General features: G+C 66.1%; 22 protein-coding genes. 10 read left to right on the plus strand and 12 right to left on the minus strand.

The annotated features are described in order from the left end of the window. Together I6F24_RS34890 and I6F24_RS34895 are read right to left on the minus strand one after the other, a co-directional pair. Positions 1-1,941: a glycosyltransferase gene (locus I6F24_RS34890; RefSeq protein WP_225150153.1), complete on the minus strand. Its 1,941-nt coding sequence runs from the start codon at positions 1,939-1,941 to the stop codon at positions 1-3. Then, positions 1,938-3,284, minus strand: coding sequence for an HlyD family secretion protein (locus tag I6F24_RS34895; protein WP_036013829.1), 1,347 nt, complete (start codon positions 3,282-3,284; stop codon positions 1,938-1,940). Before I6F24_RS34895 ends, I6F24_RS34890 begins: the two co-directional genes overlap by 4 nt. Positions 3,285-3,571: 287 nt before the next feature. Here I6F24_RS34895 and htpX point away from each other — a divergent pair, with 287 nt between their 5' ends. The 3 genes from htpX to I6F24_RS37835 all read left to right on the plus strand — a co-directional run bounded on the left by htpX (position 3,572) and on the right by I6F24_RS37835 (position 5,979). Further along, positions 3,572-4,510 carry a zinc metalloprotease HtpX gene (htpX, locus tag I6F24_RS34900; protein ID WP_036013824.1) on the plus strand — a complete coding sequence of 313 codons (939 nt, stop codon included), beginning with the start codon at positions 3,572-3,574 and terminating at the stop codon, positions 4,508-4,510. A 135-nt stretch (positions 4,511-4,645) separates the two neighbouring features. Then, positions 4,646-5,287, plus strand: coding sequence for a tetratricopeptide repeat protein (locus I6F24_RS34905; protein WP_192893321.1), 642 nt, complete (start codon positions 4,646-4,648; stop codon positions 5,285-5,287). A 299-nt stretch (positions 5,288-5,586) separates the two neighbouring features. Continuing rightward, positions 5,587-5,979, plus strand: coding sequence for a DUF3551 domain-containing protein (locus I6F24_RS37835; RefSeq protein ID WP_074448123.1), 393 nt, complete (start codon positions 5,587-5,589; stop codon positions 5,977-5,979). Between the two features lie 418 nt (positions 5,980-6,397). On the opposite strand, the gene I6F24_RS34915 is transcribed toward I6F24_RS37835, so the two are convergent. Together I6F24_RS34915 and I6F24_RS34920 are read right to left on the minus strand one after the other, a co-directional pair. Next, positions 6,398-6,748 carry a hypothetical protein gene (locus tag I6F24_RS34915; protein WP_036013820.1) on the minus strand — a complete coding sequence of 117 codons (351 nt, stop codon included), beginning with the start codon at positions 6,746-6,748 and terminating at the stop codon, positions 6,398-6,400. 164 nt (positions 6,749-6,912) lie between these two features. Beyond that, the gene (locus tag I6F24_RS34920; RefSeq protein ID WP_036024809.1) at positions 6,913-7,713 is read right to left on the minus strand and encodes a hypothetical protein; all 801 of its coding nucleotides are present in this window, start codon (positions 7,711-7,713) and stop codon (positions 6,913-6,915) included. Positions 7,714-7,940: 227 nt separating this feature from the next. Here I6F24_RS34920 and I6F24_RS34925 point away from each other — a divergent pair, with 227 nt between their 5' ends. Beyond that, the gene (locus tag I6F24_RS34925) at positions 7,941-8,234 is read left to right on the plus strand and encodes a hypothetical protein (protein WP_036024810.1); all 294 of its coding nucleotides are present in this window, start codon (positions 7,941-7,943) and stop codon (positions 8,232-8,234) included. A 148-nt stretch (positions 8,235-8,382) separates the two neighbouring features. Here I6F24_RS34925 and I6F24_RS34930 read toward each other — a convergent pair whose 3' ends face one another. Beyond that, the gene (locus I6F24_RS34930; protein ID WP_225150155.1) at positions 8,383-9,828 is read right to left on the minus strand and encodes a short-chain fatty acyl-CoA regulator family protein; all 1,446 of its coding nucleotides are present in this window, start codon (positions 9,826-9,828) and stop codon (positions 8,383-8,385) included. Between the two features lie 228 nt (positions 9,829-10,056). Between I6F24_RS34930 and I6F24_RS34935 the strand changes: the two genes are divergently transcribed. From I6F24_RS34935 to I6F24_RS34945, 3 genes are all read left to right on the plus strand, one after another. Next, on the plus strand, positions 10,057-11,691 hold the full coding sequence (locus tag I6F24_RS34935) for an isocitrate lyase (RefSeq protein WP_036013803.1): 1,635 nt from the start codon (positions 10,057-10,059) through the stop codon (positions 11,689-11,691). Between the two features lie 71 nt (positions 11,692-11,762). Beyond that, positions 11,763-11,972, plus strand: coding sequence for a hypothetical protein (locus I6F24_RS34940; protein WP_036013800.1), 210 nt, complete (start codon positions 11,763-11,765; stop codon positions 11,970-11,972). A gap of 184 nt (positions 11,973-12,156) precedes the next feature. Then, positions 12,157-12,711 carry a hypothetical protein gene (locus tag I6F24_RS34945; protein WP_109145012.1) on the plus strand — a complete coding sequence of 185 codons (555 nt, stop codon included), beginning with the start codon at positions 12,157-12,159 and terminating at the stop codon, positions 12,709-12,711. A 108-nt stretch (positions 12,712-12,819) separates the two neighbouring features. Here I6F24_RS34945 and I6F24_RS34950 read toward each other — a convergent pair whose 3' ends face one another. After that, positions 12,820-13,704 (minus strand): metallophosphoesterase, encoded by an 885-nt coding sequence (locus I6F24_RS34950; RefSeq protein WP_036013809.1) that lies wholly within the window; start codon positions 13,702-13,704, stop codon positions 12,820-12,822. A 108-nt stretch (positions 13,705-13,812) separates the two neighbouring features. Between I6F24_RS34950 and I6F24_RS34955 the strand changes: the two genes are divergently transcribed. The 3 genes from I6F24_RS34955 (at position 13,813) to I6F24_RS34965 (ending at position 15,942) form a co-directional block, all read left to right on the plus strand. Next, entirely contained in the window at positions 13,813-14,304 is a 492-nt protein-coding gene (locus I6F24_RS34955) for an NUDIX domain-containing protein (RefSeq protein WP_036013806.1), read from the plus strand. An 87-nt stretch (positions 14,305-14,391) separates the two neighbouring features. Next, positions 14,392-15,333 carry a glycosyltransferase family 2 protein gene (locus I6F24_RS34960; RefSeq protein ID WP_225150158.1) on the plus strand — a complete coding sequence of 314 codons (942 nt, stop codon included), beginning with the start codon at positions 14,392-14,394 and terminating at the stop codon, positions 15,331-15,333. A 93-nt stretch (positions 15,334-15,426) separates the two neighbouring features. Beyond that, positions 15,427-15,942 (plus strand): N-acetyltransferase, encoded by a 516-nt coding sequence (locus I6F24_RS34965; protein ID WP_057026259.1) that lies wholly within the window; start codon positions 15,427-15,429, stop codon positions 15,940-15,942. A 279-nt stretch (positions 15,943-16,221) separates the two neighbouring features. Here I6F24_RS34965 and I6F24_RS34970 read toward each other — a convergent pair whose 3' ends face one another. The 6 genes from I6F24_RS34970 to I6F24_RS34995 form a co-directional block, all read right to left on the minus strand. Beyond that, on the minus strand, positions 16,222-18,624 hold the full coding sequence (locus I6F24_RS34970; protein ID WP_225150168.1) for a TonB-dependent receptor: 2,403 nt from the start codon (positions 18,622-18,624) through the stop codon (positions 16,222-16,224). A 145-nt stretch (positions 18,625-18,769) separates the two neighbouring features. Beyond that, positions 18,770-19,177, minus strand: a complete 408-nt coding sequence (locus I6F24_RS34975; RefSeq protein WP_225150170.1) for a DUF2946 family protein — start codon at positions 19,175-19,177, stop codon at positions 18,770-18,772. 144 nt (positions 19,178-19,321) lie between these two features. After that, positions 19,322-21,385 carry a hypothetical protein gene (locus I6F24_RS34980; protein WP_225150172.1) on the minus strand — a complete coding sequence of 688 codons (2,064 nt, stop codon included), beginning with the start codon at positions 21,383-21,385 and terminating at the stop codon, positions 19,322-19,324. A 141-nt stretch (positions 21,386-21,526) separates the two neighbouring features. After that, entirely contained in the window at positions 21,527-24,337 is a 2,811-nt protein-coding gene (locus I6F24_RS34985) for a DUF4159 domain-containing protein (protein ID WP_225150174.1), read from the minus strand. After that, positions 24,334-25,278, minus strand: a complete 945-nt coding sequence (locus tag I6F24_RS34990) for a DUF58 domain-containing protein (RefSeq protein WP_036013782.1) — start codon at positions 25,276-25,278, stop codon at positions 24,334-24,336. The genes I6F24_RS34985 and I6F24_RS34990 overlap by 4 nt, the downstream gene beginning before the upstream one ends. Then, positions 25,278-26,276, minus strand: a complete 999-nt coding sequence (locus tag I6F24_RS34995) for a MoxR family ATPase (RefSeq protein WP_197949333.1) — start codon at positions 26,274-26,276, stop codon at positions 25,278-25,280. Before I6F24_RS34995 ends, I6F24_RS34990 begins: the two co-directional genes overlap by 1 nt. Between the last annotated feature and the right edge of the window lie 250 nt (positions 26,277-26,526).

Here is a 26,526-nt window from a genome sequence, read left to right on the forward strand (position 1 = left end):
CTAGCCGAACAGCCGCATCAGCAGCGCCTTACCGACCGGGAGCGCCCTGACGCCCCGATAGGCCCGAACATATTCGCCGGCATAGAACGCCCTGATTGCATGCACGCGCGTGTCCATGCCTTCCGCGAACCGCACGGCAAATCCATCAATGGTCCGCCGCACCACGATGGCCGCAATCGAGCGGCCGTAGATCTGGCACTCGATCGTGCTCCCAGGCGCCGGCGGATCGGGATCGATTAGCCGCGCACCGGTGATGGAGATATCGGCGAGCCGCGCCAGATGCGACCTGCCGTCCTGGCGCAGCAGCACCGGCTCGTTGCGATTGAAGCGCTCCGCCTTGCGCTTGCGCGGCTGCTCGATGCAGACGAAGCAGACCACGGTGAGGATGAACGCGTTGTAGAAGCTCCAGGCCAGCGCCAGTCCGCCATAGGCGATGTTCTCGCCGCGCTGCTGCAGGATGAAGGCATAAGCGATGGATGCGAGCGTGATGAAAAGTGCACAGCCGTAGATGCGCAGCAGCGGCCATTCGACGAAGCGTCGGTCGCGGTCGCCGCCTTTCGCGGTGACCTTGAACTTGTGTCCCTTCGGCTTCAGCAGGCCGGTCGCCACCGCCTTGAGCACGGCAGGCGCGGCAATCAGTTGGGAGACATCCGTCATCATTGCGAGCGAGCGGCCACGCGAAAGCCAGGCCATGCTGAGGCCGTTCCAGACATAGAAGGGCAGAAAGACCCGCAACAGCTCGCTCAGATCGGCCCGCACCGCCTGGATGCCTAACAGCAGGAACAGCCAGGGCACCACAAGGCCCGCCACTTTCGAGGTGTAGACCGCGGACCAGCTCATGAAGGCGTCGGCCAGCGAGAGGCGGTCGATGAAGGGCAGCTTCGAGTCCCGCGAGAGCGGTCCGCTGCGGCCGCGCACGATCTGCATCAAGCCGAGGCACCAGCGGGCGCGTTGGGTGATGTATTCCTTCAGCCCTTCCGGCGCGAGCCCGATCGTCAGGCGCTCGTTGAGATAGATCGTATTGAGTCCGCGTTCCTTGAGGCGCAGCGTGACGAGATAGTCTTCCGTCACCGAATCGGTCGGAAAGCCGCCGATCCGCATCAGTCCGGAATAGCGGATGAGGGAGGAGGTGCCGCAGCAGAACGCGACGCCCCAGGCGTCCTTGGCCGGCAGCAGGATGTCGAAGAAGAAGCGCTGCTCGTCGGGCCAGACGTCGGTCGCGGCGAGGTTGGTCTGGATCGGGTCGGGATTGATGAAGTGCTGCGGGGTCTGGACCACGCCGACCGACGCATCGTCCATGAGCGAGACGGTGCGCGCAAGGAAATCGGGCCGCGGCACGAAGTCCGCATCGAGAATGGCGACGAACTGCGGCCGCTCCGGCAGCGCCCCGACATGCCTCAGTGCGTGATTGATGTTGCCTGCTTTGGCGTGCTGGTTGTCGGGCCGCGTCAGATAGTGGCAGCCGAGCTCGCCGGACAGCCGCCGCAGCCAGGGCCGTCTTCCGTCGTCGAGCACCCAGACGCGGTAATTGCCGTAGTCCATGCCCGTCGCGCCGATGATCGTACGCTCGAGGATCCCTCGTTCCTCGTTGTAGGTGCAGATGAAGACGTCGATCAGCGGTGCGCCCGGATCGGTGGTGCGGCCGTCGACCTTCGCTGCGCCGGTGCGGTCGCGCGTCCGGCTCAGGAACAGCAGCGACAACGCGACCGCGACGAGCGAGGCCGCCTCCAGCAGCATGAAGGGGTAGCCGATCACGGCATCGACGGTCAGGCGCGGCGGCGGAAGCGTCGACATGATCCGCCAATAGAGATAGCGCAGCAGCAAGGTCACCGAGACAATGGCCAGGAACGAGCGTGCCATCGTGCTGTCGCGCCTCAGCAGCGGTACGATAGCCATGAAGGCGCCGAGCGCGATCAGGCCGGGCGTCAGCGCCGCCGTCACGGTGCGGTCTCGTGCCGTGCAAACACCACGCGGCCGGTGCGGCCGACCGTGCAGGCGCGAGCTGCGGCATCGCGCGAGGCCACGGTCACACGATAGGGCTCCTTGCTCAGCGCATCCGGATTGATGGCGAGATTGGCCGGCGCGCCGGCAGCGCCGGTCAGGTTGACCACGGTGCCGGAGATCGGCTCGCCGCCGTCATTGGGCTCGAACGTCGCGTGGTCGCCGAGCTGCAGGCGGTTGTAGACGTTCTCGGTGACATTGGCGGTGATCACGGCGCCGCTGCAATCGAGCACTTTGAGCAACGGCTGGCCTGCCTGCACGTCCTCGCCCGGCGATGTCATCATTTCCCAGACGCGGCCTGCGACGGGTGTCGTAATGTTGGCTTCGGTGAGATCCGCGAACCGGACCTCCTCGACGATGATCTCGTTGGCGAGCCAGGCGATCTCCGTGTCGGTGCGCGCGAGATCGGCCTCGAGGTCGCCGGCACGCTGGCGCATCTCTTCCTCGCGCTGAACCGAGCTTGGCCGGTCGTTGTAGCTGTCGCCGAGGAAGGATCCGTTCCGTGCCGCGGCGAGCTCGACCTTGGCCGCGTCCAGCCGCTTGCGCGCACCGAGCTCGGTCTGTTGCGACACCGAGAGCTCGCGCGTCAGACGTGCCAGTTCGACGGTCGAGACATTGCCCGATTTTGCCAGCGAGGAGGCGCGCTCGACGGCGGCACTGGCCTCGTCCCGCCGCGCCGCCGCAGCCTCGATCGAGGTCTGGATCTCCGCGATGCGGGCCTCGAGCTGGAGCACGCGTCCGTCGCGAAATAGCGCGGCCTGCCGCGCCAGATCCTTTTGTGCCGCCTGCGCCGAAGCGAGCTTCGCCGCAAGGCTCGGCCGTTCATTCTCCAGGCGCGATTTCTGCCGCCGGAGATCGTCGAGCCGGGTGCGATCGCCGCGCGAGTTGAAGACGCGCAGGACGACGGTCCCGGCTTCGAGCTTGGCCTGGTCAGTGACGCGCTGGGCGGCTGCGACGCGGCCACCGATCGGAGTCCGCAAGGTGACGAGGCGGGAATTCAGCACGGCTTCGACGCTCGAATTTTCCCAGATCGCCCGCAGCGGCAGCCAGCCGAACACGGCGACGATGGCGAGCCCGATCGCGACCTTGGCGCCGCGCCGCAGATACGGCCAGCGGCGCCCCGATTCTTGCCCGCTCTGCGTCGTGGAAGCATGGTCGGACTCGTCATTGGTGAAGAGGTGCTCGTGCAGGGAGTCTTGCAAACCCTTCGCATCAGTTCTGGCGTCGTGAGGAGGGGGGGCGGATGAGGGGGCGACGGAGGCGGCGCTCGAGCGGTCTACCATGGCGGTCACCTTGCTGACGGGAGGCCAACGGGAACCCGGTCAATGCACAAGGCCAATGCCGCGTGCCCGGTTACCGCGAGTTATGCGGAAATTGCGCTTTCCAGGTTGCTAAGCCTCCGCGTGTGTTTTTGCGCAAATCCCGGTCAAGCTTTAGTGGCGGCGGAAAGGCTGGCTGGTGCCGCTGGCGTCTGCGGCTCCACGACGCACGAACCTTGCAGCCGGCGGCCGCATTCATACTTCGAAGGTGCCGGCCAGAGGTTCGCCCGCGGCCGCCCTAGGAGACGGCCATGAACTATTTTCGTACCGCAATGCTGCTCGCTGGCCTGACCGCCCTGTTCATGGGCGTCGGCTATCTGATCGGAGGCGCCTCGGGCGCCATGATCGCGCTCGTCATTGCCGCCGCAACCAACCTCTTCACCTACTGGAACTCCGACCGCATGGTGCTGTCGATGTACGGCGCCCATGAGGTCGATCGTTCGACCGCGCCGGAGCTGGTCGGCCTCGTCGCCGAGCTTGCGGGCCGTGCCGGCCTGCCGATGCCGCGCGTGTTCGTGATGGATGAGATCCAGCCCAACGCGTTCGCCACCGGCCGCAATCCGGAAAACGCCGCGGTCGCCGTCACCACCGGTCTGATGAACCAGCTCAGCCGCGAGGAGCTCGCCGGCGTGATTGCGCACGAGCTCGCGCATATCAAGCATCACGACACGCTGCTGATGACGATCACCGCGACCATCGCCGGTGCGATCTCGATGCTGGCGCAGTTCGGCATGTTCTTCGGTGGCAATCGCGACAACAACAGCGGTCCGGGCATCGTCGGCTCGATCCTCTTGATGATCCTCGCTCCGCTCGGTGCCATGCTGGTGCAGATGGCGATCAGCCGGACCCGCGAATATGCCGCCGACAATCTCGGTGCGCGCATCGTGGGGCAACCTATGTGGCTGGCCTCTGCGCTGGTGAAGATCGAGGGCGCTGCGCACCAGGTCCCGAACTACGAGGCCGAGCGAAACCCAGCGACCGCGCACATGTTCATCATCAATCCGCTGTCGGGCCACGGGGTGGACAACCTGTTCGCCACCCACCCCTCGACGCAGAACCGCGTCGCCGCGCTCCAGCAACTGGCGGCCGAGCTCGGCGCGCGCGCGGCGCCGTCGGTCGGCGCCAACGAGAACTATCCACCGCGCGGGCCGTGGGGCCGCTCCTCCTCACGTCGTAGTCCCTGGGGCTGACGGAGCCGGCAAGGATTGCGTCTGGCTTTGTGATCTGGCGCACACAGGGGGGTCCCCAACCAGTGTTAACTCCTCGGCGTGACCATTCCTTCGAAAGGGGATGGGTGGCTGGCGCGCTGCCGGCCACCGTCGAAGATGACCAGAATTGCCGTACCATTGCTGATCGTCCTTTGCGTGCTCGTCGGCTTGTCCACGCACATGGTCGTCAATTGCGGCGACGAGGATGATCCCGACATCTGCTCGGCCGTGATCGGCTTCTCGCCGCTGCGCGGCTCGCTGATCGCCTTCGCCTATGCGGGACGTGGACGGATCGCGCTGCGTCACGGCGACTTCAAGCGGGCGATCGCCGATTTCGACGAGGCCATCCACCTCAATCCCAACCGCGCTTCGCTCTATCGCGACCGGGCGCTGGCGCGCCGGCAGAACGGCGACTTCGAGCTTGCCATTGCGGATTACGACGAGGCGATCGCGCACGATCCCAAGCGCGCGGCACCTTATCACCAGCGCGGTCTCGCGCTCGCCGCAATGGGCGATCTCGACCGCGCCATCCTGAGCTACAGCACGGCGGTCCGCCTCGACCCCACCGATGCGCAGGCCCGTCTCGACCGCGGCCTTGCGTTCCTCGCCCGCGGCCAAACGGACGACGCCCGCGCCGATTTCGAGGCCGCGCTGGCGCTGCCCGCCGGCAAGGACGGTCGCGCGCGAGAGGCCGCGCGCGCCAAGCTCGCGGAACTCGCCAGCGCCGAGCCGACACTGGTGGCCGCGCCGCGAAGATGAGGGAAGTCTCTCCGCGAAGCCCGGAAAGCGTAGGGTGGGCAAAGGCGCACTTCGCGCCGTGCCCACGATCTTCTCAATACGACAACAGACGCGTGGGCACGCTTCGCTTTGCCCACCCTACGATGCTTCTGTAGGACAGGTCGCTTGCCGCATAGCGGCGAGATCGGTGAGAGATGCGGAAAGCGAGACTGTCGCGGCTGCCTGCTGCGCGTATAAACCAGTTCAACAAGTATTGAGTTGGATCAATACTGGCAGGGTCCAGAGTGCATCCATGTCGTGCGCCCCTGGAGGAGCTTCCAATGTACAAATGGGCTTTGACGATTCTGACCGTGAGTATCGCCCTGACAGCGGGAGATGCCCGGGCCCAAAGATATGACCCCGCTTATCCCGTTTGCTTGAACGTCATTTCTCGCGGAATGACGCCATACTACCGGTGCAGCTTCACGACGATGGACCAATGCAGGGCGTCGGCAAACGGCCAGATGTGCGTCCTCAATCCCTACTACGCCGGTCCTCCAGCGAGAGGAAACGCTCGGCGGCATCATCGCCAGACCTACGCGCCACCGAGGCCGCCGGTCCAGTACCGGGCGGTACCCTATAATCACTTCAATGAACCCTATTATGGGGCATCCCAAGGTTACGCGCCTGGCGAGAAAGAGCGCTTTCTCCAAAGTGTGAGGCAATACATGTGAGGGATGTCGCTCGACTGTTCGACCAGCCCATGCCTGGGGCGGAGGAATCGTTGAGGTCGCGGCCGGCCCGATTGCGGCGGCCGCGAGGGAGCGCGTCGCAAACGCGCAACGCGGCGATCCGATCAAGCCGGAGATAATTGGGAGACAGGCCGGCGAGCCTCCAGATCGCCAATCCCGTAGCGGCGATCGGTTCAACGGCAGGGCTATCGCATTTGGGAGTTTTTCCTTGCGGCCATCCTTCGAGACGCCCGCTTTGGCGGGCTCCTCAGGATGAGGGCGGAATGCGCGGCAGCAGTTTCAACGAGCACCGATGCTGATTAGCCTCATCCTGAGGAGGCGCGTCAGCGCCGTCTCGAAGGACGAGGCGCGTGCGCAGGCCGCCGCCGCAAGTCATATGCGATAGCCCTGGGTGCAACGACTACGTCTTCTTTTTCGCTTTGGCTTTCTTTGCGGCCTTCTTCGCCGGCTTCTCGTCCTTTGCCTTCTTCTCCGCTTTCACCGTAACAGGCGTGCTGGCGGCGAGGCGCATCGACCGCGCGTAGCTGTCGGCGACGTTATCGGCGGACATCTGCAGGCGCTTGGCGGCCGCGGTCGCCTGCTCCATGGTGGCCTTGGCCATCATCTTGAAGCGCTCGCCGGTCTCCTTGCCCTTGGCCTTGGCCGCAAGGCTGTTGAAGCGATCCCGCCGCTCCTTGGCACGGGTCATCAGGCCCGTATGCAGCTGTCTGGCCAGTTGCCGGATCACGACATCCAGGTCGGCTTCCGCCATGGTCTCTCATCCCCTTCGAAAAACGGTATCGATGCGGGCGGGACTATGCAGATCGGACCCCGGCTTGGCAATTCCCGGCTGTGCGTCATCCGCAGCTTCCGGTCTGCGAAACAAAAAAGCCGCGCTGTTCGCGCGGCTCTTTGGCTTGGCTTGGCGCCGTCCGTTCATTTCAGCGAGGCGACCGGGCCGTTCGAGGCCGCCGGCTCGGGGTCGAAGCCGAACACGCCGACGAGATATTTGTAATAGTCCGGCATCTTCTCCTTGAGCGCCTCGCGCGACTTCGGATCGTGGAATTCGCTCTTGCCGGCCAGGAAGATGCTGGCGGTCACCGCAAAGAATTCCATGGGATTCTTCATCGCATAGGATTCCTTGGGCAAGAGGTCCTTGGACTTGGCGAGGGCGTAGTAGGTGATCACGCCCTTGTTGGCGTAGCCGTCCGGCAGCAGCCGCGCGTGGAAGGCGTGCAGCATCTCGTGCAGCAGCACGGCCTCCTTCTCGTAGCGCATCATGTCCGGCCGCAGCATGATCACGCCGAGGCCCGAATCGACCGCGAGGTCGACGGCATTAGGATTGGTCCAGCGCTGCTTGGCGGGGTCCCAGACCGTCAGGGTCCGGGGCGCGGTGCGCTGCATGTCCGGCGTGACCCGGCCGTAGCAGGCGGTGGCGGCGCCTTCGTCGAGGCAGGCGAGTTCGCTCGCGACGATCGGAACGGTGTGGAAGAAGCGCAGCACGCGCGGGGAGAGGCCGACGCCTTCGACGACGTCGATCTGGCTCTTCAGGTTCTCGGTGAGCTTGTCGACATCCTTGCGGTCGCGGTTCTCGGAGATGTCGAACATGTAGCCGCGGTAGCTCTGGAAGCCCGGCGGCAGCGGCTGCGCCGCGCCGGCATCGAGCGACCCGGCGATGGTTGGACTGGCGAATAGCGCGCCGACAATGGTCGCGGTCAGCAGCAACGCAATGCGCATGGTGAACCCCCTGATGTCACTTCGCCCGGCAGATTAAGCCGCCCTTGTTTGCGAAAAGTGAGTGCGGCGAGACTAAGGCACCGATGTTGAGGCGTGCTTAACCGTTGGTTGCAGATCGCGCGGGCGGATTAGGGTCGGGTTAACCAAGCGTGGATCGGCTGCGCGCTTCGGCGTAACATCCGCCCGGGCTCGAGGCCCTCACATCATAGCCGGAAGGGGAGGATGCCATGTATGCCGCCATCCGTCAGGCCAAGGCGAAAAGCGGGAGCGCGGAAGAGCTGACGCGCCGCATCAAGGACGGCGCCGTTCCCATCATCAGCGACGTCGACGGTTTCCGCGCCTATTACGTCGTCTATGGCGGCGACGACACGGTCACCGCGATCTCGATCTTCGACAAGTTCGAGCAGGCCGAGGAAGCGAACAAGCGCGCCATCGCCTGGATCGAGAAGGATCTCGGCCCGCTGCTCGCCGGCGACGCCCGCGCCATGGCGGGACCGGTGATCGTGCATACGCTGGCGTGAGGGCGCGCGCTATTGATGACCGGAGCGGCGACCACACACTTGGTCGGCATGCCCGGGCTTGACCCTGGCATCCACGTCTTTCTGCGTACGCGGAAGCGCGTGGATGGCCGGGTCAAGCCCGGCCATGACGGAAGAGAGAGTGTGTGCCTCACAACTCCCTTGCATTCGAGAACGCAAAGCTCGACACCCGCCGCGTCGTCTCGTCCAGGATCAACGTGCGTGTGATCGGTGGCTCGGCGCGCTGGGCGCAGTTCTCGCGCTCGCAGAGGCGACAGTTGACGCCGATCGGGGTGCCCTCGGCCTTCTCCAGGTCCATGCCGGTGGCGTAGGTCAGGCGGGCGGCGTGGCGGATCTCGCAGCCGAGGCCGATGGCAAAGCGCGGCTGCGGCAGCGGATGCGGCGCCACGGGGCGGCGCACCATCTGCGCGATCGAGAAATAGCGCGTGCCGTCGGGCAGCTCGATCACCTGCTTGAGCAGGCGATCCGGCGTGTCGAAGGTCGAATGCACATTCCAGAGCGGACACGTGCCGCCGAATTTCGAGAACGGGAAGGTGCCGGAGGAGAAACGCTTGGAGACGTTGCCGGCATTGTCGACGCGCAAGAGGAAGAACGGAATGCCGCGCGCATTCGGTCGCTGCAGCGTGGTGAGGCGGTGGCAGACCTGCTCGAAGCCGGAATTGAAGCGCTGTGCCAGCACGTGGATGTCGTAGTTCAGCGCTTCGGCGGCCGCGAGGAACGCCGGGTAGGGCATCATCACGGCGGCCGCGAAGTAATTGCCGAGCGTGATCCGGAACAGCCGCCGCGGCGCATCGTCCAGCGGGCCGGCCCGGCCGATGATGGTCTCCAGCGCCTGCGCGCATTCCGCTAAGCCCAGCTGGAAGGCGAGCTGGAATGCGCGGCCGGGCGGATCGACCAGCTCCGAGATCAGCAGCTGCCGGCGGTGGCGGTCGAATCGGCGGAGCGTCTCGCGCATCACGTCGACCGGCATGATGCGGGTCTGGATCGAGTGCTTCTCGCGCAAGCGCGTTATCAGCGCGGCATACAGCCCTTCGGCGGGCTCGTTCAACTCGTCGCGCAGATTTTCCGCCGCCTGCTCCAGCTCCGGAAAATAGTTGCGGTTGGCCTCGATCAGCTCGCGCACGCGCTCGACCGGATTGGCTTCAAAGCGCGTGCCGACGTCGCGGTCGGCCATCTGCGCCGCGGCCAGCGTCTCGCCCTGACGCGCCTCGGTATAGGCCGCGTAGAGCCGCTGCAGCGCATGGGTGACGCCGGGGCAGAGCTCGGCGAGGTCGCGCAGCTCCTGCTTGGGCACGTCGATCTGCCGGAACAGGGGATCGGAGAAGATCTCGTTCAGCTCGGCGAAGAAGCGGTCCTCGTCCGCGGTGGCGAGATCGCGCAGGTCAAGGTCATAGGTCTCGGCCAGCCGCAGCAGGATCTGCGCCGTGACCGGGCGCTGGTTGCGCTCGATCAGGTTGACATAGCTGGGCGAGATCCCGAGCCCCTCGGCGATCTGGGTCTGCGACAGCCCCAATTGCTGCCGGATTCGCCGGAAGCGCGGGCCGACGAAGAGTTTCTTGCCGGAATTGGCGGGCATGTCTCAGATCTCCAGACTCAATCAAGGTCAGAGTAGTTGACCTATTATTTACAAATTTTACAAAGTGACATGTAGTACACGTTCAGATGTTACATGACATCACCAATAAAAAACAAGCCATCTGTACGAACTTTTCCTTTTCGCGTTTAGCTTCTGACACGCATCTCGCAATGCATTGTCAAGAATGTCGATGGCTGCGTCGCCATCGTCAGCGAAAGGATCAGGCACATGAACTACCAGCCCCGCGGTATCAGCACCCTCCAGGGTCCGTCCTCGTATCAGGACGAGGTCAAGGCGGCTCAGGCGCTCCTCGAGACCCAGCCGACCTGGAACGGCGTTTCGGCCGAGGCCGTCGCGCGCATGCGCCTGCAGAACCGTTTCAAGACCGGCCTCGACATCGCCCGCTACACCGCGGCCGTGATGCGCGCCGACATGGCCGCCTATGACAAGGATCCCACCAAGTACACCCAGTCGCTGGGCTGCTGGCACGGCTTCATCGCCCAGCAGAAGCTGATCTCGGTCAAGAAGCATTTCGGCGGCAAGACCGACCGCACCTACCTCTATCTCTCCGGCTGGATGATCGCGGCGCTGCGCTCCGAATTCGGTCCGCTGCCCGACCAGTCCATGCACGAGAAGACCGCGGTGCCGGCGCTGATCGAGGAGCTCTACACCTTCCTGCGTCAGGCCGATTCGCGCGAGCTCAACGACATCTTCCGTCTGCTCGACAAGGCGCGCAAGGAAGGCGACAAGACTCGCGAGAAGGAGCTGATCGAGAAGATCGACAACTTCCAGACCCATGTCGTCCCCGTCATCGCCGACATCGATGCCGGCTTCGGCAACGCGGAGGCGACCTATCTGCTCGCCAAGAAGATGATCGAGGCGGGCGCCTGCGCGCTGCAGATCGAGAATCAGGTCTCCGACGAGAAGCAGTGCGGCCACCAGGACGGCAAGGTCACGGTGCCGCATGACGTCTTCCTGGCGAAGATCCGCGCCTGCCGCCACGCCTTCCTCGAGCTCGGCGTCGAAGACGGCATCGTCGTGACCCGCACCGACTCGCTCGGCGCCGGCCTGACGCAGCAGATCGCCGTCAGCCACAAGCCCGGCGACATCGGCGACCAGTACAACAGCTTCCTCGATTGCGAGGAAATCACCGCGGAGAACGCCAAGAACGGCGACGTCATCATCAACCGCAACGGCAAGCTGATGCGTCCGAAGCGGCTGCCCTCCAACCTCTACCAGTTCCGCCCCGGCACCGGTGCAGACCGCTGCGTGCTCGATTGCATCACCTCGCTGCAGAACGGCGCCGACCTGCTCTGGATCGAGACCGAGAAGCCGCATATCGAGCAGATCGCCAGCATGGTCGACCGCATCCGCAAGGTGGTGCCGAACGCCAAGCTCGCCTACAACAACTCGCCGTCGTTCAACTGGACCCTCAACTTCCGTTGGCAGGTCTACGACGCGATGAAGGAAGCGGGCCAGGACGTCAGCAAGTACAACCGTGCCGAGCTGATGAAGGCGGAGTACGACGACACGCCGCTGGCGAAGGAAGCCGACGAGCGCATCCGTACCTTCCAGGCGGATTCGGCCAAGCGCGCCGGCATCTTCCACCACCTGATCACGCTGCCGACCTATCACACGGCCGCGCTCTCGACCGACAATCTCGCCCGCGAGTATTTCGGCGAGCAGGGCATGCTGGGCTACGTCAAGAACGTCCAGCGCGCCGAGATCCGTCAGGGCATCGCCTGCGTGAAGCACCAGAACATGGCCGGCTCCGACATCGGCGACGACCACAAGGAGTACTTCGCGGGCGAAGCTGCGCTGAAGGCGGGCGGCGTCCACAACACGATGAACCAGTTCGGCTAACGGCGGATCGGACCGGTCTGGAAGCCAGGTTGGAGTCCAGGCCGGTCACGCACCTCAACAGGAGACTGACAATGACCAAAGGCAGCAATTTCTGGGTGATCGGCGGCGAGTTCGGTTCGATGAACTTCCACAAGCTCGTGGAAGGCTCGGCCCAGGTCAAAGGTCCGTTCAAGACCCGCAAGGAAGCCGAAGAGTGCTGGAAGGAAGTCTCGGAAGAAAGCCGTCACAAGGCCGGCGTCCGCTTCTCGATCGTGGAAGAGCCCTCGCGGGTCTCGGCCTGATCGCCCCGACTTAAGAAGACGTCCAAGGACGGATGGTCCCATCCAGGCCCTGCCTGGGTGGGATCGTCTGTTTTTGGCACAGGTGAAACGGCTGTGGGCGCCGTAAGTCTCTGGAATTGTAGGTCTTTGCGGAGGGTTTGGTTGCTGATAGGTTAATGGGGATAAGTCGAGGACGAGGCCGACAATGTCAGAGCCCGAGACCAGCGGGACCCATCCCGGCCAGCCGGGCCCGGTGCGGCTGCGCGATGCGCTGCTGCGCGCGCGGATCGAGGCGGCCGACCGCACCGGCGTCGTCGTCGATTTGCGCGACGCCGAGGTGGCACGGCTCGAGATCCTCAACGACGCGCTCGATCCCCTGTTCGCGCAGGTGCCTGATCAGATCGACCTGTTCGACCGCGGCATCAGCCAGGGCGATACGCCGCGGCTGTGGATCGACGTCGTCGCCCATATCGTGATGGGCCGCGACAAGCGGATGTACCGCTTCGTCCAGGACACCCGCTTCGGCCGCATCGTGCTCGCCGAATCGCACGACACCGCCGTGATCGTCGAGGCCGTCACCGACTATGTCGCGCGCCGCATGGTAGAGCGCGAGCGGGCGATGGTGGTCGCGCCCGAACCGCAGGCCCCGGCCGCCGCGCCGCCGCGCCGCTCGCGCCTGTGGCCGTTCGTGTTCGGCTTCGTGCTCGGCGCCGCCGCGTTGTTCGGGGTGGCAGTGCTTGCGGTCTTGCGGAGCTGGTGAGGCTCTCTCCTTCGTCATTGCGAGGAGCCCTTGCGACGAAGCAATCCAGATTGCCTCCGCGGAGAGATTCCTGGATTGCTTCGCTGCGCTCGCAATGACGACCGGGGTCTAGATCAACCGCACATGCTTGATCTGCCCGACCTGAAACCCCGCCCCGAGGCTTCGCACCGTCTGCTCGCAGCGCCAGCCGGCATTGTCCTTCTCGATGGTGAACAGATTATACGCCGCCGCCGGATAACGTCCGTGCGCCAGCGCGGAGGCCGACGGCACGCCGAGCGCGGGAATGTTGCCGTTCGGACCCTCGAACCACATCGTCGAATGAATGTGGTCGTGCCCGTGCAGGACCAGCTCGACGCCGTGGCGCTTCAACAGTCCCAACAATTCCGGCGCGTCCGTCATCCGCTTCGCCCGCGCGCTGGACTTCAGCGGATGATGCACCAGCAGCACGCGGAAGACGTCTTCCGCGGCGAGCCGCTCGAGCACCTCCGCAAGCGCGGCGAGCTGATCGCGCCCCAGCGTGCCGGTCGCCATCAGCGGCAGGGTCGGCACCGCCGTGGACAGGCTGATCAGGGCAAGCGGCCCGCGCCGGCGCACCGCTGGGAAGGCTGCGCCGCCGGGTGTGTCCGCGGCGATGTAGTGCAGGAACGTCTCGCCGAAGCGATGACGCGTCGCGCTGACATAGGCGTCGTGATTGCCGGGGATCGCGGTCACGCGGTCGGGCGGGCCGACGCTTTCGAGCCAGGCCAGCGCCGGTGCGAACTCCGCCTCAAGCGCCAGGTTGACGAGATCGCCTGTCACTGCGATGTGGTCGGGCGCCTGCGCCTTCATGTCGGCGACGAGCGCGTCGAGAACCTCGCGGCGCTGGTACTTGTGGCGGTTGCGCGTCCAGTTGACATAGCCGAACGCGCGCTTGCCCGCGAGCTCGATCAGCCGCGGCTTCGGCAAAGGCGCCAGATGCGGATCGGACAGGTGGGCGAGCGTGAAGGGAGCCAGCGTGAAGGGAGTCATGGCGCGCGAATGCCTCGCTATTGCTCCGCTGTAATGGCAAGGTCGCGCGCCCCGCGCAAGCAGGGCCTGAAACAGGGGGCGTCAAGGAGCCTGATGGGAGAACGTCTGAACCGAGCCCGACGGAAAGCCGAGCCGCTGCTGCGGCGGTTCTTGCACGGCTATTTCCTGCTCGTCCGCGGCATGACGCTCGGCGTCCGTGCCGTGGTGCTGGATGCCGACAATCGTGTCTTCCTGGTCAGGCATAGCTACGTAAGCGGCTGGTATTTGCCTGGCGGCGGCGTCGATTTCGGCGAGACCATGGAAGAGGCGTTGCGGCGCGAGCTCAAGGAGGAGGGTGACATCGATCTGACCGGCGAGGCGATCCTGCACGGCGTCTTCCTCAATAGCCACGTCTCCCGCCGCGACCACGTCGCGGTCTACGTGGTCAGGCAGTTCAGGCAGGACCGCGTCCCTGAGCCCAACCGCGAGATCGTCGAATGCGGGTTCTTCGACAATGCCGCATTGCCCGAGGGCACCACGCCCGGCACGCGGCTGCGGATCGCCGAAGTGCTCGATGGCAGGCCCGTGATTGCGACGTGGCGCTGAGGGCGGCTTGTGCTAGTAACCCGCTCGACGCGCACGGCAGGCCACGCCGCTCGGGCGCGAGCCGACAAGCCTCGGAGTGCTGCCCTGATGACCACAACGCAACTTCGTATCGCGGTGCTGGTGCCCTGCTACAACGAGGAGGCCGCGGTCGCGACCGTCGTTGCCGATTTCCGCAAGGCGCTGCCCGCGGCGGAGATCTACGTCTACGACAACAATTCGCGCGACCGGACCGCCGCGGTCGCGCGCGAAGCCGGTGCGATCGTGCGCAGCGAGCGCCGACAGGGCAAGGGCCACGTCGTGCGCCGCATGTTCGCGGACGTCGAGGCCGACGTCTATGTGCTGGTCGATGGCGATGCCACCTACGATGCGCCGAGCGCACCCATCATGATCGACAAGCTGCTCGACGAGCATCTCGACATGGTGGTCGGGCTTCGCGTCGATCAGGTCCAGGCTGCCTACCGGCTCGGCCACCGCACCGGCAACCGCATGCTGACCGGCTTCCTGTCCGACACCTTCGGCCACGCTTTCAAGGACCTCCTGTCCGGCTACCGGGTGTTCTCGCGCCGCTTCGTCAAATCCTTTCCCGTCCTCTCCGACGGCTTCGAGATCGAGACCGAGCTTGCGGTCTATGCGCTGGAATTGTCGCTGCCGGTTGCCGAGGTCGAGACGCCCTATTATGCGCGCCCCGAAGGCTCGTTCTCCAAGCTCAACACCTGGCGCGACGGCTTTCGCATCCTCGGCACCATGCTGAAGCTCTATCGCAGCGAGCGGCCGTTGCGCTTCTTCACGGTGATCGGAATCCTGCTGGCGCTGGCGTCGATCATCTTCGCGATTCCGATCGTGATCACCTTCATCGAAACCGGCCTCGTGCCGCGCCTGCCCACTGCCGTGCTGTCGATGGGCCTGATGATCATGGCCTTGCTGTCGGTGTCGTCAGGGCTCGTGCTCGATACGGTGACGCGAGGACGGCGGGAGATGAAGATGCTGGCCTATCTATCCCAGCCGGCGTCGAAACGGGACGCAGGTTGAGCCAGGCCTGCAGTTTCGCCCGCCGGGAGGTGAACGGGGCACCGCCGCCGCCCATGGACCTTCGCAGGCGCAAGTGCTACTCCGCGAATTGACATGAACGATCTCTCACTGACCATTCTTCCCGAAGCCGCCGGCGACGCTCAGGCGATCGAGCGGCTGCACGAACGCACCTTCGGCCCCGGCCGCTTCGTGCTGAGCGCCTACCGGATCCGCGAGCACGTCGACCATCTGCTCGAATTGTCCTTCACGGCCCGTATCGGCACGCTCCTGGTCGGCTCCGTCAGGCAATTGCCGATTCTGATCGGCCAAACGCCGGCGCTGCTGCTCGGGCCGCTTACCGTCGAGCCGCCGTTCCGCGATCGCGGCATCGGCCGTCAGTTGATGGAGCGCGCGCTGAAGGACGCCAGGGAAAAAGGCCACCGCCTCGTGCTGCTGGTCGGCGACGAGCCCTATTACGGCCGCGTCGGCTTCAAGCAGGTCGCCAAGGGCCGCGTCACCATGCCCGGCCCGGTCGATGCCGCGCGCATCCTGGTGTTCGAGCTCGTCGACGGCGCCTTCGAGGGCGTGTCGGGCGCGGTCGGCCCGGACTGGAGCAAAGCGCGGACATAGGAGCGGCGCGCGTCGTTGGAAACGCCGTAGCCCGGATGGAGCGCAGCGCAATCCGGGAAGGTCTTCCGCAACGAGAGAACCCCGGATTACGCTACGCTCCATCCGGGCTACGACACTGCTCGTATCTCATCCGGCTAAGAGACCGTCGAGAAGACGCGCGGCTGCGCGCGTCATACTCCGTCATTGCGAGCGCAGCGAAGCAATCCTGAGTCTTTCCGCGGAGGCGGTCTGGATTGCTTCGTCGCAAGGGCTCCTCGCAATGACGGCGCGTGTCGTTACCTAGAACTTGAAGTTCGCGAACGCCCTGACGCCGATGCCGGGCAACAGAACCTGGTCCTTATTGAAGGAGACGGCATTGCGGATATTCTCGTTCAACAGGTTGTTGCCGACGAGCCCGACATGCATCTCGCGCGCGCCGAACCAACGTTGATCGAGCTGCGTTTTGTAGCTGACCTCGGCCCTTAGCAGGTTGTAGCCGGGCGTCGGCGTCTCCGCGATCGGTGCGATGTCGTTTTGCGCGAACGCGTGCAGCAGGTTGATCCGGGCAAACCATTCGGCGTCGCGATAGTACACACCACCGCCCAGCCGCTGGGGCGGAATGCGTGGCACGTTAGTGCCGTCGTCGAAGGTCGCGCGCACGATGTCGTATTGACCCTCGATGCCCCAGATCCCGTTCCAGACCGGCATCACGTCGTACTGGAACTGGAATTCGCCGCCCCGGAATGTCGCGTCGCGCTGCGAATAGACCGCCTGATTCAGTTCGAGGCCAGCGCCAAGCTGGCAAACGCCGTCCTCACACGTGTTGCCGGTCAGGCGCCGGTAGATGAAACCGTTGAACTTGGTGTAGTAGCCGGTGATTTCGAAGCGAAGCGGTCCTACCGCACGTCGCAGTCCCGCCTCGACCGACTTGGCGGTCTCGATGCCGAGATTGGGATTGCCTATGTCGAAAGTGGTGGTGGCATCGTGGCCGCCGCGCGAAAACAATTCCGCCGGTTTCGGCGCGCGTTCGACATATTGGCCGGTGATGCTGGCGACCAGATCCCAAGGAAGGCTGTGGATCAGGCCGATGCTCCCGCTCAGCGGCGTGAAGTTGCGGTTGACCGCTGTTGCGGGGCCGATCGCGGCCGGATCGACGGCGAGGTCGAACACATCGGGGACGAAGGCCGGCGCCGTGCCGCTCAACCTTGCGCTCTCGACGCGTCCGGCGATCTGAGCCTTGGTGGCTTCGCTGAACTTGAACTCATTGAAGATGTACCCGGCGACCTTTGTGTTCTTGTTCGGATCGAACAGTCCGTTGATCGGGCTGCCTGGATCGTCCGGACTCGGCGCGGTCAGCTTCTGATGCGACGCCTGAACGCCCACAGCGGTGGTCAGCGCAGCAAAGCGGACGTCGAACGGCGCAAGCTGCACCTCGACGCGGCCTTCCTGTTCCTTGTTGGTGAAGGTTTGTCTCACGCCGAGGGAGCCGAGGTCGGCAGAGTCGGCGAGCCCGACCTCATCGTGCTTATAGTCGGTGGCGCTGGCCCAGAACCGGATCGCATCGATCGCCGCCGCATCCGGCCGATACTCGCCTTTTGTCGTGAACTTTGTTTGTCGTCCGTCGATCCGCGTCAGGAACTCGCTGCCCTCGATACCGGGAATGTGATAGAGCGCGTTGTGCTGCGTGATCGCCGCGCCCACGTAGCCGCCGTCGAAGATGTAGGAGCCGCCGACAGATCCGCCGTAGGCCTGCGATGCCGAATTCGGCTGGCGTCCGTTGAACGGCAGCGTCGGGTCCGTCAAGAACGGGTAGCTCGGGATGTTGTAGTCGCCGGCCTTGCGGCCAAAGGCATCGACGTGGAAGGCAAAGTTGCCGCCGCCGGCATCGAGCAGCACGGCACCTTCGGTCCCGCGATCGACCGAAGTTACGGCCGTCCGCGTTTCCGCGGTGATGCAGCCCGGCGATCCCACGTTTGCCAGCGGCGCCTTGGTCGGGAGTCCGTAAGTCGGAAAGGGCGCCGTGCAGGACGGCAAGGCATCCGGAATTCGATTGTTGGTTGCGCTGACCACGCCACCGATCGCGGTGGAGCCGTAGCGCAGCGTCGCCGGTCCGCGGATGACCTCGACCTGGGTGGCTGCCAGCGGATCAATCGGCACGAAGTGATCCTCGCCGAGATCGGACGCGCCGTTGCTGCCCGTTCCGTTCTCGATAATGCCGACCCGGTTGGTGTCGAGCCCGCGAATGATCGGGCGGCTGGATGCGCCGGGTGCGTATTCAGAGCCGGTGATGCCGGGCTTCGAGAACAGGAGATCGCCGAGCGTGCCGCCGCCGTTGCGCCGAATCTCCTCGTTCGGCACCACGGTGACGGTCGCGAACTGATCGGTCACAACAGGCAGCACGCCTTGCTGGGGCGCGGCGGGCACGGGAGCTGCCGGTGCCGCTTCAGCTGCCTGCTCGCGGCTGCGCACCCGCGCGGTCCGCGTGCCGCGGCCTGCGTTGCGGGTCGGCACCACTGCTCTGCGTACGATCGGGCTCGGCGTCGTTACGGTGATGGCGGGGAGCTCGGTCGACGATTTGTCTTGTGCCGGCTGTTGTGCCGGTCGTTGTGCCGAGTCCTGGGCGAACGCGGATGTAGCGGCGGCGCCGAGCAGGAGCAGGCTTGCTCCGCCAAGGCGCTGCGCGCGTCGCAATTGAAATGACATGGTCCTGATTCCACTTAAGGCGCCGTCCGGATGATGCTCTGCTGATCGGAGGCGGCCTGCCGTCGCGACGCGACGGAATTCGACTTCAACTTCTCCCAGGCACTTGCCGGTGTGCGGCGAGGCTGGGTGTGATCAAGCGTTGGAGTCAGGACGCAGGAGGGGCGCGCGGCTGGAACGCCGTGCCGGCCGATGTCAGATGAGCGAACTCGGCGTCGAGGCTGCGCCTGAGCAGCTCGATCGCCTGCGGTAGCAGCAGCACGGGCGGCGTCGCCGACACGATCGCACCCGCCATCGCAATGATGGCGCAGATGGCGCAACTCTCGTCGCGCGAATGCTCGCGGTCGGGACTTGAGGGCGATTGCTTCTCGACGGCGGCGCCGTCGGTCGCTGCAACGTCCTTGGCGCCGCCTTCGATGTGCTGGACCGATGATTGAGCAAGGGGCGCGGCCTGCGCGAACCAATGGCTGTGGCCGAACGTCAGCGCGAGCTGTACCAGCATCGCGAACAACGCGAGCCGGGCGCCGTGCCTGCTATTCGACCGGAACCACTTCATCTGGAAAACGCCACCCCCACACCGGGGCGTCAATCCCAGGACGCCGCGATGTTATAGTATAACATCGCCTGATCAGTTCACCGATGTCAACGGCAGGCCGGTTGGGCGCGCACTCGCCGCCCAGCCGATGTGTCGTTCAGGCAACTACCGCCCCTCGCGCACCCAGGTCGCGGCAAACGCGCCGAGCAGCAGCAGCAGGCCGATCACGCCGGCGAAGATCGGCAGCACGCCGACGCCCTTGACCACGCTGGCATCGCGCATCCGCACACCCATCCACCCGTCGCCGTGGAACATGCCGACCGAGCGCACCGGCAGGATGCGCGGCAGCTCGACGCTCGAGCCAGAGGCCACGCGCACGGCATCGCCGCCTGTCGCCTGTGTCAGCGGCTTCAACGTATCGACCGTGGAGGTGACTTCCGAAAATTCCTTCGGATTGGTCGGGCCGACATTGATCAGCGCTTTCAGCGTGCCGTCGGTCGCCTGCCACAGGCCGAGCTCGCTCGCCGGCAGGCTGGCGCGCCACTCGCCGGGATCGCCGGCGCTCAGCGTCAGATCCTGCGACACGCCCGACGGCGATGTCACGCTGACGGGCTGGACGCTGTCCGCCATGGTCTGACGCACCACGACGAGGTCCTTGCCCTGCACCTGGAGGCGCAACGCCTCCTCGTCGAGATCAGGCTGCTTCATCAGCCAGTGCGACATCCGCCGCAGCAGGTCGAGATGCGGACCGCCGCCCTCATAGCCGCGCGCCCACAGCCAGATGTGGTCGGACAGCAGGAGCGCGACGCGGCCCTCGCCGAAGCGCGACAGGAACAGCAGCGGCTTGCCGTCGACGCCGGTCATGACGGGCGGGTTGACCGCATTGCGGGTATCGACGGTGCGGAAGAAGCGGCTCCAGCGCGGCGGCTCGCTGGCGGAGCCTTCCAGCCCGCGCGTGACGGGATGGCGTTTGCCGAGGTCGGACAGATGCGCATAGAACGGCTTCTCGGTGACGCCGACCGGTTCGGCCGGCAGCACCGAATCGAGCGGCGTGCGCCAGATGCTGCTGTTCGAGGCATAGTCGGGGCCGGCCGAGACCAGCACGGCGCCGCCTGCGCGCACGTAACGCGCCATGTTCTCGAAATAGGGGATCGGCAGCACGCCCTGGCGGGCATAGCGGTCGAAGATGATCAGCTGGAATTCGTTGATCTTCTGCTGGAACAGCTCGCGGGTCGGAAACGCGATCAGCGACAATTCGTTGATCGGCGTGCCGTCCTGCTTCTCCGGCGGGCGCAGAATGGTGAAATGCACGAGGTCGACGCTGGCGTCGGACTTGAGCAGGTTGCGCCAGGTGCGCTCGCCCGAATGCGGCTCGCCCGAGACCAGCAGCACGCGCAGCTTGTCGCGCACGCCGTCGATGGCGACGACGGCCCGATTGTTCACCGGCGTCAATTCGCGCTCCAGCGGCGAGGCCTCGATCTCGACGATGTTCGGCCCGGCATGCTTGATGTCGACGTCGACGCTCGCGGCCTGGCCACTGGAGAGCGTGCGCTCGTTGATGACCTCGCCGTCGCGGCGGACCGTGACCCTGGCGCGCTCGCCGGTGACACCCTGGTCGTCGAGGCGGTAGGAGATGGTCTGGCTCTGCCCGACGATACCGAAGCGCGGCGCGGCGGTGATCGCGATGCGGCGGTCGCGCTCGTCCTTCTGGCCCGTGACCAGCGCGTGCACCGGCGCCTGGAAGCCGAGCGCGGCGGCGTTCGCGGGAATGTCGTGGACGCGGCCGTCGGTGATCAGGAACGCGCCGGCGACGCGGTCGACCGGGACGTCCGCCAAGGCCGAGGCCAGCGCGCCGAACAGCTTGGTGCCGTCGGTCTCGCCGTCGGCCTGTCCGGCTTCGACGACACGGACCTCGAGGCCCTTGATCTTCTTCAGGCTGTCGACCAGCGCCTCCTGCGCTTGCGCAGCTTCGCGATTGCGGTTGCCGAAGTTCTGGCTCGGGCTCTTGTCGATGACAACAGCGGCGACCGAGGTGAGGGGATCGCGGTCCTCGCGGGTGAAGGAGGGATTGGAAAGCGCCAGCAGGAACAGCGCCAGCGCGGCCACGCGCACCGCGGCGCCGCGCGCGCGCGCCAGCAGCAGCACGAGCGCGACAATGACGATCGCGGCGAGCGCGAGCCACAGCACGATGGTAGGAACAAGCGGCGTGAATGCGATACCGTAGTTCATGGCGTCACTCTCTGGGCATCGTCATGGCCGGGCTTGTCCCGGCCATCCACGAATAGCCGTGCGGCACGAAGAACGTGGATGCCCGGCACAAGGCCGGGCATGACGGCTTCCATTGGGGGATGTTCAATTTCATCACCCGCATCATTGCCCCAGCCGTTCGATCAGCGCCGGAGCGTGGACCTGGTCGGCCTTGTAGTTGCCGGTCAGCGTGTACATCACGATGTTGGCGCCGGCGCGGTAGGCGAATTCGCGCTGGCGGGGGTCGCCGCCGGTCACCGGCAGCATGGCCTGTCCGTCGGGCCGCACCGCCCAGGCGCCGGCCAGGTCGTTCGAGGTGATGATGATCGGCGAGACGCCGTCGCCGCCGCGCGCCGGCCGCTGCGCGCTCTCATCGTCGTCTTCGCGCGGCAAGGTCTCGACCCAGGTCTGGCCGGCGGTGAAGCGGCCGGGGAAGTCGCGCAGCAGGTAGAAGGTCTTGGTCAGCACGTGCTCGCGCGGCACGGGCTCGAGCTCGGGCACGTCGAGCGAGGACAGGATCTCGCGCAGCGTCTGCATCGCCGGCGTCTGCGCCGCGCCGTTGGCGCCGGGCGGCGCCTCGATCGCGTCGCGGGTGTCGAACAGCACGGTGCCGCCCTGCTTCATGTAGGCGTCGATCTTGTTGATGGCGTCCTGCGGCGGCTTCGGCGCGCCCGGCACGATCGGCCAGTAGATCAGCGGGAAGAAGGCGAGCTCGTCGCGCGCGGGATCGACGCCGACGGGATCACCGGCCTCGAGCGCCGTGCGCTGGGCCAGGAACAGCGTCAGCCCGTTCATTCCCGCCTTGACGATGGAATCGACGTCCGCATTGCCCGTGACGACATAGGCGAGGCGGGTCTGCGACACCGACTTCATCGCGAACTCGTCCGTGACGCCGTCGGCGCGCGACGGCGCCGGCGAGAGCGCCGCAAATCCCGCGAGCAGGACCAGCACGATCATCGCGGGCGCGGCGCGGCGGCGCAGCAGCGCGGCAATGCCGCCGCCGAGCACCGCGATGATGATGGCGTCGATCAGGAACAGCGCGAGCGCCGTCGACAGCAGCCAGCCGCGCAAATCGCGCGGCTCGGCATTGGTGTAGGTGGCGTGCCGGGCACGCAGGCTCGCGGTGTTCAGGGCGGCGATGCGGTCGGCGCTGGCAAGCGTGTTCACGGCGAGCGGTCCTTCTGCCGGACCGTAGAAGCCGGGCGGATGATCTGATGTGGCGCGGTCGCGATAATCGGCAGGAAGCGGCTTGGCCGTCGCGGGCGGCGGACCGAACGCGCCAAATCCGTCGAGGATGTGCAGCGGCGCCACGGTCTCAGTGGTTGCTTCGCCGGCAACGCCAGCGCCGGGCTTTGCGGTGTAGCCGGACATGTCGACCACCCGCCGCAACATTTCGACGAACGTGCCCGACATCGGTAAGTCAGACCAGCGCATGTCGGCGCTGACGTGGAACAGGCTGACGAGGCCCTTGCCGCGATGTTCGCCGGTGACGAGTGGCGTGCCGTCTTCCAGCGAGGCCCAGCTCTTGGTGGCGAGCACGGCGTCGGGCTCGGCCAGCACCTGCCGGCTCACGGTGACGTCCTTGGGCACCGCGACGCCGGCGAACGGGCCGTCGACGGCGAAGGAGGCGAGATGCTGCGGCTTCTCCCAGGTCAGGCTGCCGCCGAGCGTGCGGCCGCCCTTGCGCAGCTTGACCGGCACAAGGTCGTCCTCCGCCTGTGCCAGCCGGGGCCCAGCGAACCGCACCAGCACGCCGCCCTGGTCGACCCAGGCATTGAGGCGTTCGCGCAGCTCGGGGGCGATGGTGCCGACATCGGCGAGGATGATCATCGGCAGCTTCTGGTCGAGAAACTGCGTGATGCCCTGCTGCGGCGAGCCCTTGTCGGCGAGCCGGACGTCGGCGAACGGCGCCAGCGCGCGGGTGAGATAGAAGGTCGGCGCCAGCAGTGGCTGCGCGGTCTCGCTGGTCGCGCCCGAGATGATGCCGATGGCGCGGCGGCGCCAGCGCTTGTCGAGCAGCTGCACCGCGCCGGCCGAGCGCTCGCCGGAGATTTCGAGCCGCGTGATGTCGTTGCGCAGCTCGACCGGCAGGTCGAACGCCGCCTCGGTTTCCTTGTCCTGCGGGCCGAACGAATAGCGCGCTTCGCCGATCGGCGACGCCTTCTGGTCCAGCGCGCGTACCGTGCCGACCGCAATCCCGCCGTCGGTGCGCAGCACCTTCACCGTCATCTTCGCTGCGGCATTCTCGGCGGCGACCAGGGCCAACGGCGAGGAGGTGCCGCCTTGGAACACGGTCAGGCTGCGATCGCCGATGGTCTTGCCGAGGCCGGCCACGAAGTCCTCGCCGCGGCCGGTGTCGACGCCGTCCGAGAGCCAGGCGATCTCGCAGTCGCCGGTCACCTTGAGGAAACGGTCGACCGCCGCCAGCGTCTCGACGCGGTCGATCGAATAGGGCTTTGGCGCCAGCTGCCGCAGCGCGACGCGCGCCGCACCCGCCGGCATCAGGGTGATGTCGCGGTTCGGCTCGGACAGCGGCACCAGCGCGATGCCGCGGCCGTCATTGTCGGCATTGGCGATCAGCTCGTCCGCGGTCCTGATCCTGACGTCCCAGTGCGATGCGGCGCTCCAGCCGTCGTCGAACATGATCATCAGCGGCGCCTTGCTCCCGGCGACGCCCGTTTGCGGATTCCAGATCGGGCCGGCGGCGGCGAAGATCACCAGCGCGGCGGCGAGCAGGCGAAGCGCGGTCAGCCACCATGGCGTCCGCGAGGGCGTCTCTTCGCGCGGCGTGATGTCGAACAACAGCCGCGTCGGCGGAAACTCGATGCGGCGCGGCCGCGGCGGCATCACGCGCAGGAGCCACCACAGCACGGGCAGGCTGAGGAGGCCGATCAGGAGCAGCGGTTGCGTGAAGGCGAGCGGCAATCCCATCATGCGGCCGGCCCCGCCTTGATCGTCGTGGTGCGTGCGCCGGACTTGCTCACCTGCATGCCCGCATGCAGGAACAGCAAGAGCTCGGCGGCGGAGCGGTCGGTCGCGTGCGTCGTGAACAGCCAGTCGAGCTTGTTGGTCTCGGCACGGATCTGGTCGCGGTGCAGCGCGAGGCGCGCGGTGTAGTCCTGCGCCCAGCTCTCGGCGCGGCCGGCGGTGATCACGCCGAAGCCTTCAGGCTCGACGAACTCGACGCGGCCGGAATAGGGGAACGATTCCTCGGCAGGATCGACCACCTGCACCATCGTGCCATGCGCGCCGGAGCTGGAGAGCCCGGCGAGCGTCGTCCTGATCTCGGCGATCGGCGACCAGAAATCCGACAGCACGATGATCTCGGCCAGCGCGGCCGGAACGAAGGATGGCGGCAGGCTCAGTCGGTCTGCATCGTCATGCAGCATCGCCTGCGCCATCCTGTCGATGACGCTGCGGCTTGCGGTCGGCGCCATCAGCCCGGGAATGCCGACGCGCTCGCCGCCGGCGACGAGCAGCTCGGCCAGTGCGAAGGCGACGATCAGCGTCCGCTCGAGCTTGGACTCGCGCGCGGTCTTCGAGGCGAACGCCATCGAGGGCGAGCGGTCCGGCCAGATCCAGACCGTGTGCGAGGCTTCCCATTCCAGCTCGCGCACGTAGAGATGGTCGTCGCGCGCCGAGCGGCGCCAGTCGACGTTCTGCGACGGTTCGCCCGAGACGAAGCGGCGGTACTGCCAGAAGTTTTCGCCCGAGCCGGCGCGGCGCCGTCCATGCAGGCCGTGGATGACGTTGGCGGCGATGCGGCGGGCCTCGAGCACCAAGCGCGGCAACGAAGCGGCGAGCGTGCGGCTTTCGCCATCTGCACGTCGGATCGCCAATATCTCCTTCGCTGCCCGCCCGTTCTCCGCTGCCATCAACCGATCCGTGTCTTCAATTGCCGGATCACGTCCGGAATCGTGCGGCCTTCGGCGCGCGCCTGGAACGTCAACGCCATGCGGTGCTTCAGCACGGGCTCGGCAAGGTCGAGCACGTCGTCGATCGAGGGCGCCAGGCGGCCGTCGATCAGCGCACGCGCGCGCACCGCCAGCATCAGGGATTGGCTGGCGCGCGGGCCGGGGCCCCAGGCAATGAACTTGCCGGCTTCGCCGGCGTCCGGACCCGGGCGGGCCGAGCGCACCAGCGAGAGAATTGCTTCCACCACGGAATCGCCGACCGGCAGGCGCCGGATCAGGCGCTGCGCGGTGATCAGCGCATCGGGCGTCATCGCGCCCTTGGCCAGCGTCTCCTCCGCGCCCGTGGTCTCGAACAGGATGCGGCGCTCGGCATCGCGGTCGGGATAGTCGACGTCGATCTCCATCAGGAAGCGGTCGAGCTGGGCTTCGGGCAGCGGATAGGTGCCTTCCTGCTCCAGCGGGTTCTGCGTCGCGAGCACGTGGAAGGGTTTCGGCAGATCATGACGCGCGCCGGCGACGGTGATGTGCTGCTCCTGCATCGCCTGCAGCAACGCCGATTGCGTGCGCGGTGAGGCGCGGTTGATCTCGTCGGCCATCAGGAGCTGCGCGAACACGGGACCGGCAATGAAGCGGAAGGCACGCTTTCCCGCGGTGCTCTCGTCCAGCACTTCGGCGCCGAGGATGTCCGAGGGCATCAAATCGGGCGTGAACTGGATGCGCTTGGCGTCGAGACCGAGCGTGACGCCGAGCGTCTCCACCAGCTTGGTCTTGGCAAGGCCCGGCACGCCGATCAGGAGCGCATGGCCGCCGGAGAGAATGGTGACCAGCGTGTTCTCGATCACGCGATCCTGGCCGAAGATGACCGAGGCGATCGCGTCCTTGGCCGCGCGAACCTGGCTCGACACCTGCTCGGCCGAACGGACGATCCCGTCCTCGAGTTTCTCGACACTCTCCGCCATTCGCTTGCTCCTTCAGCCTGTGCAACGCGGCTTGCTTGCATCGTCAGCCTGTCACGTCAGGTCATCACGCCAGATCATGGGCCCCATGCTAGACTTGCAGGAAGGCCATGTATTCGTTGAATTAACCTATCCCCACCTTATCGGCTTCGGGGTATGTACGGCATCACGAAGTGGCGACCTCCACACCGGGCTATTCCGGATGGAACCGCGCACCTAAGTACAACGTAGACCTGCACCAATCGTGCCAATC

It is taken from the genome of Bradyrhizobium sp. BRP23, from assembly GCF_020194135.1.
Classification (GTDB): Bacteria; Pseudomonadota; Alphaproteobacteria; order Rhizobiales; family Xanthobacteraceae; genus Bradyrhizobium; species Bradyrhizobium yuanmingense.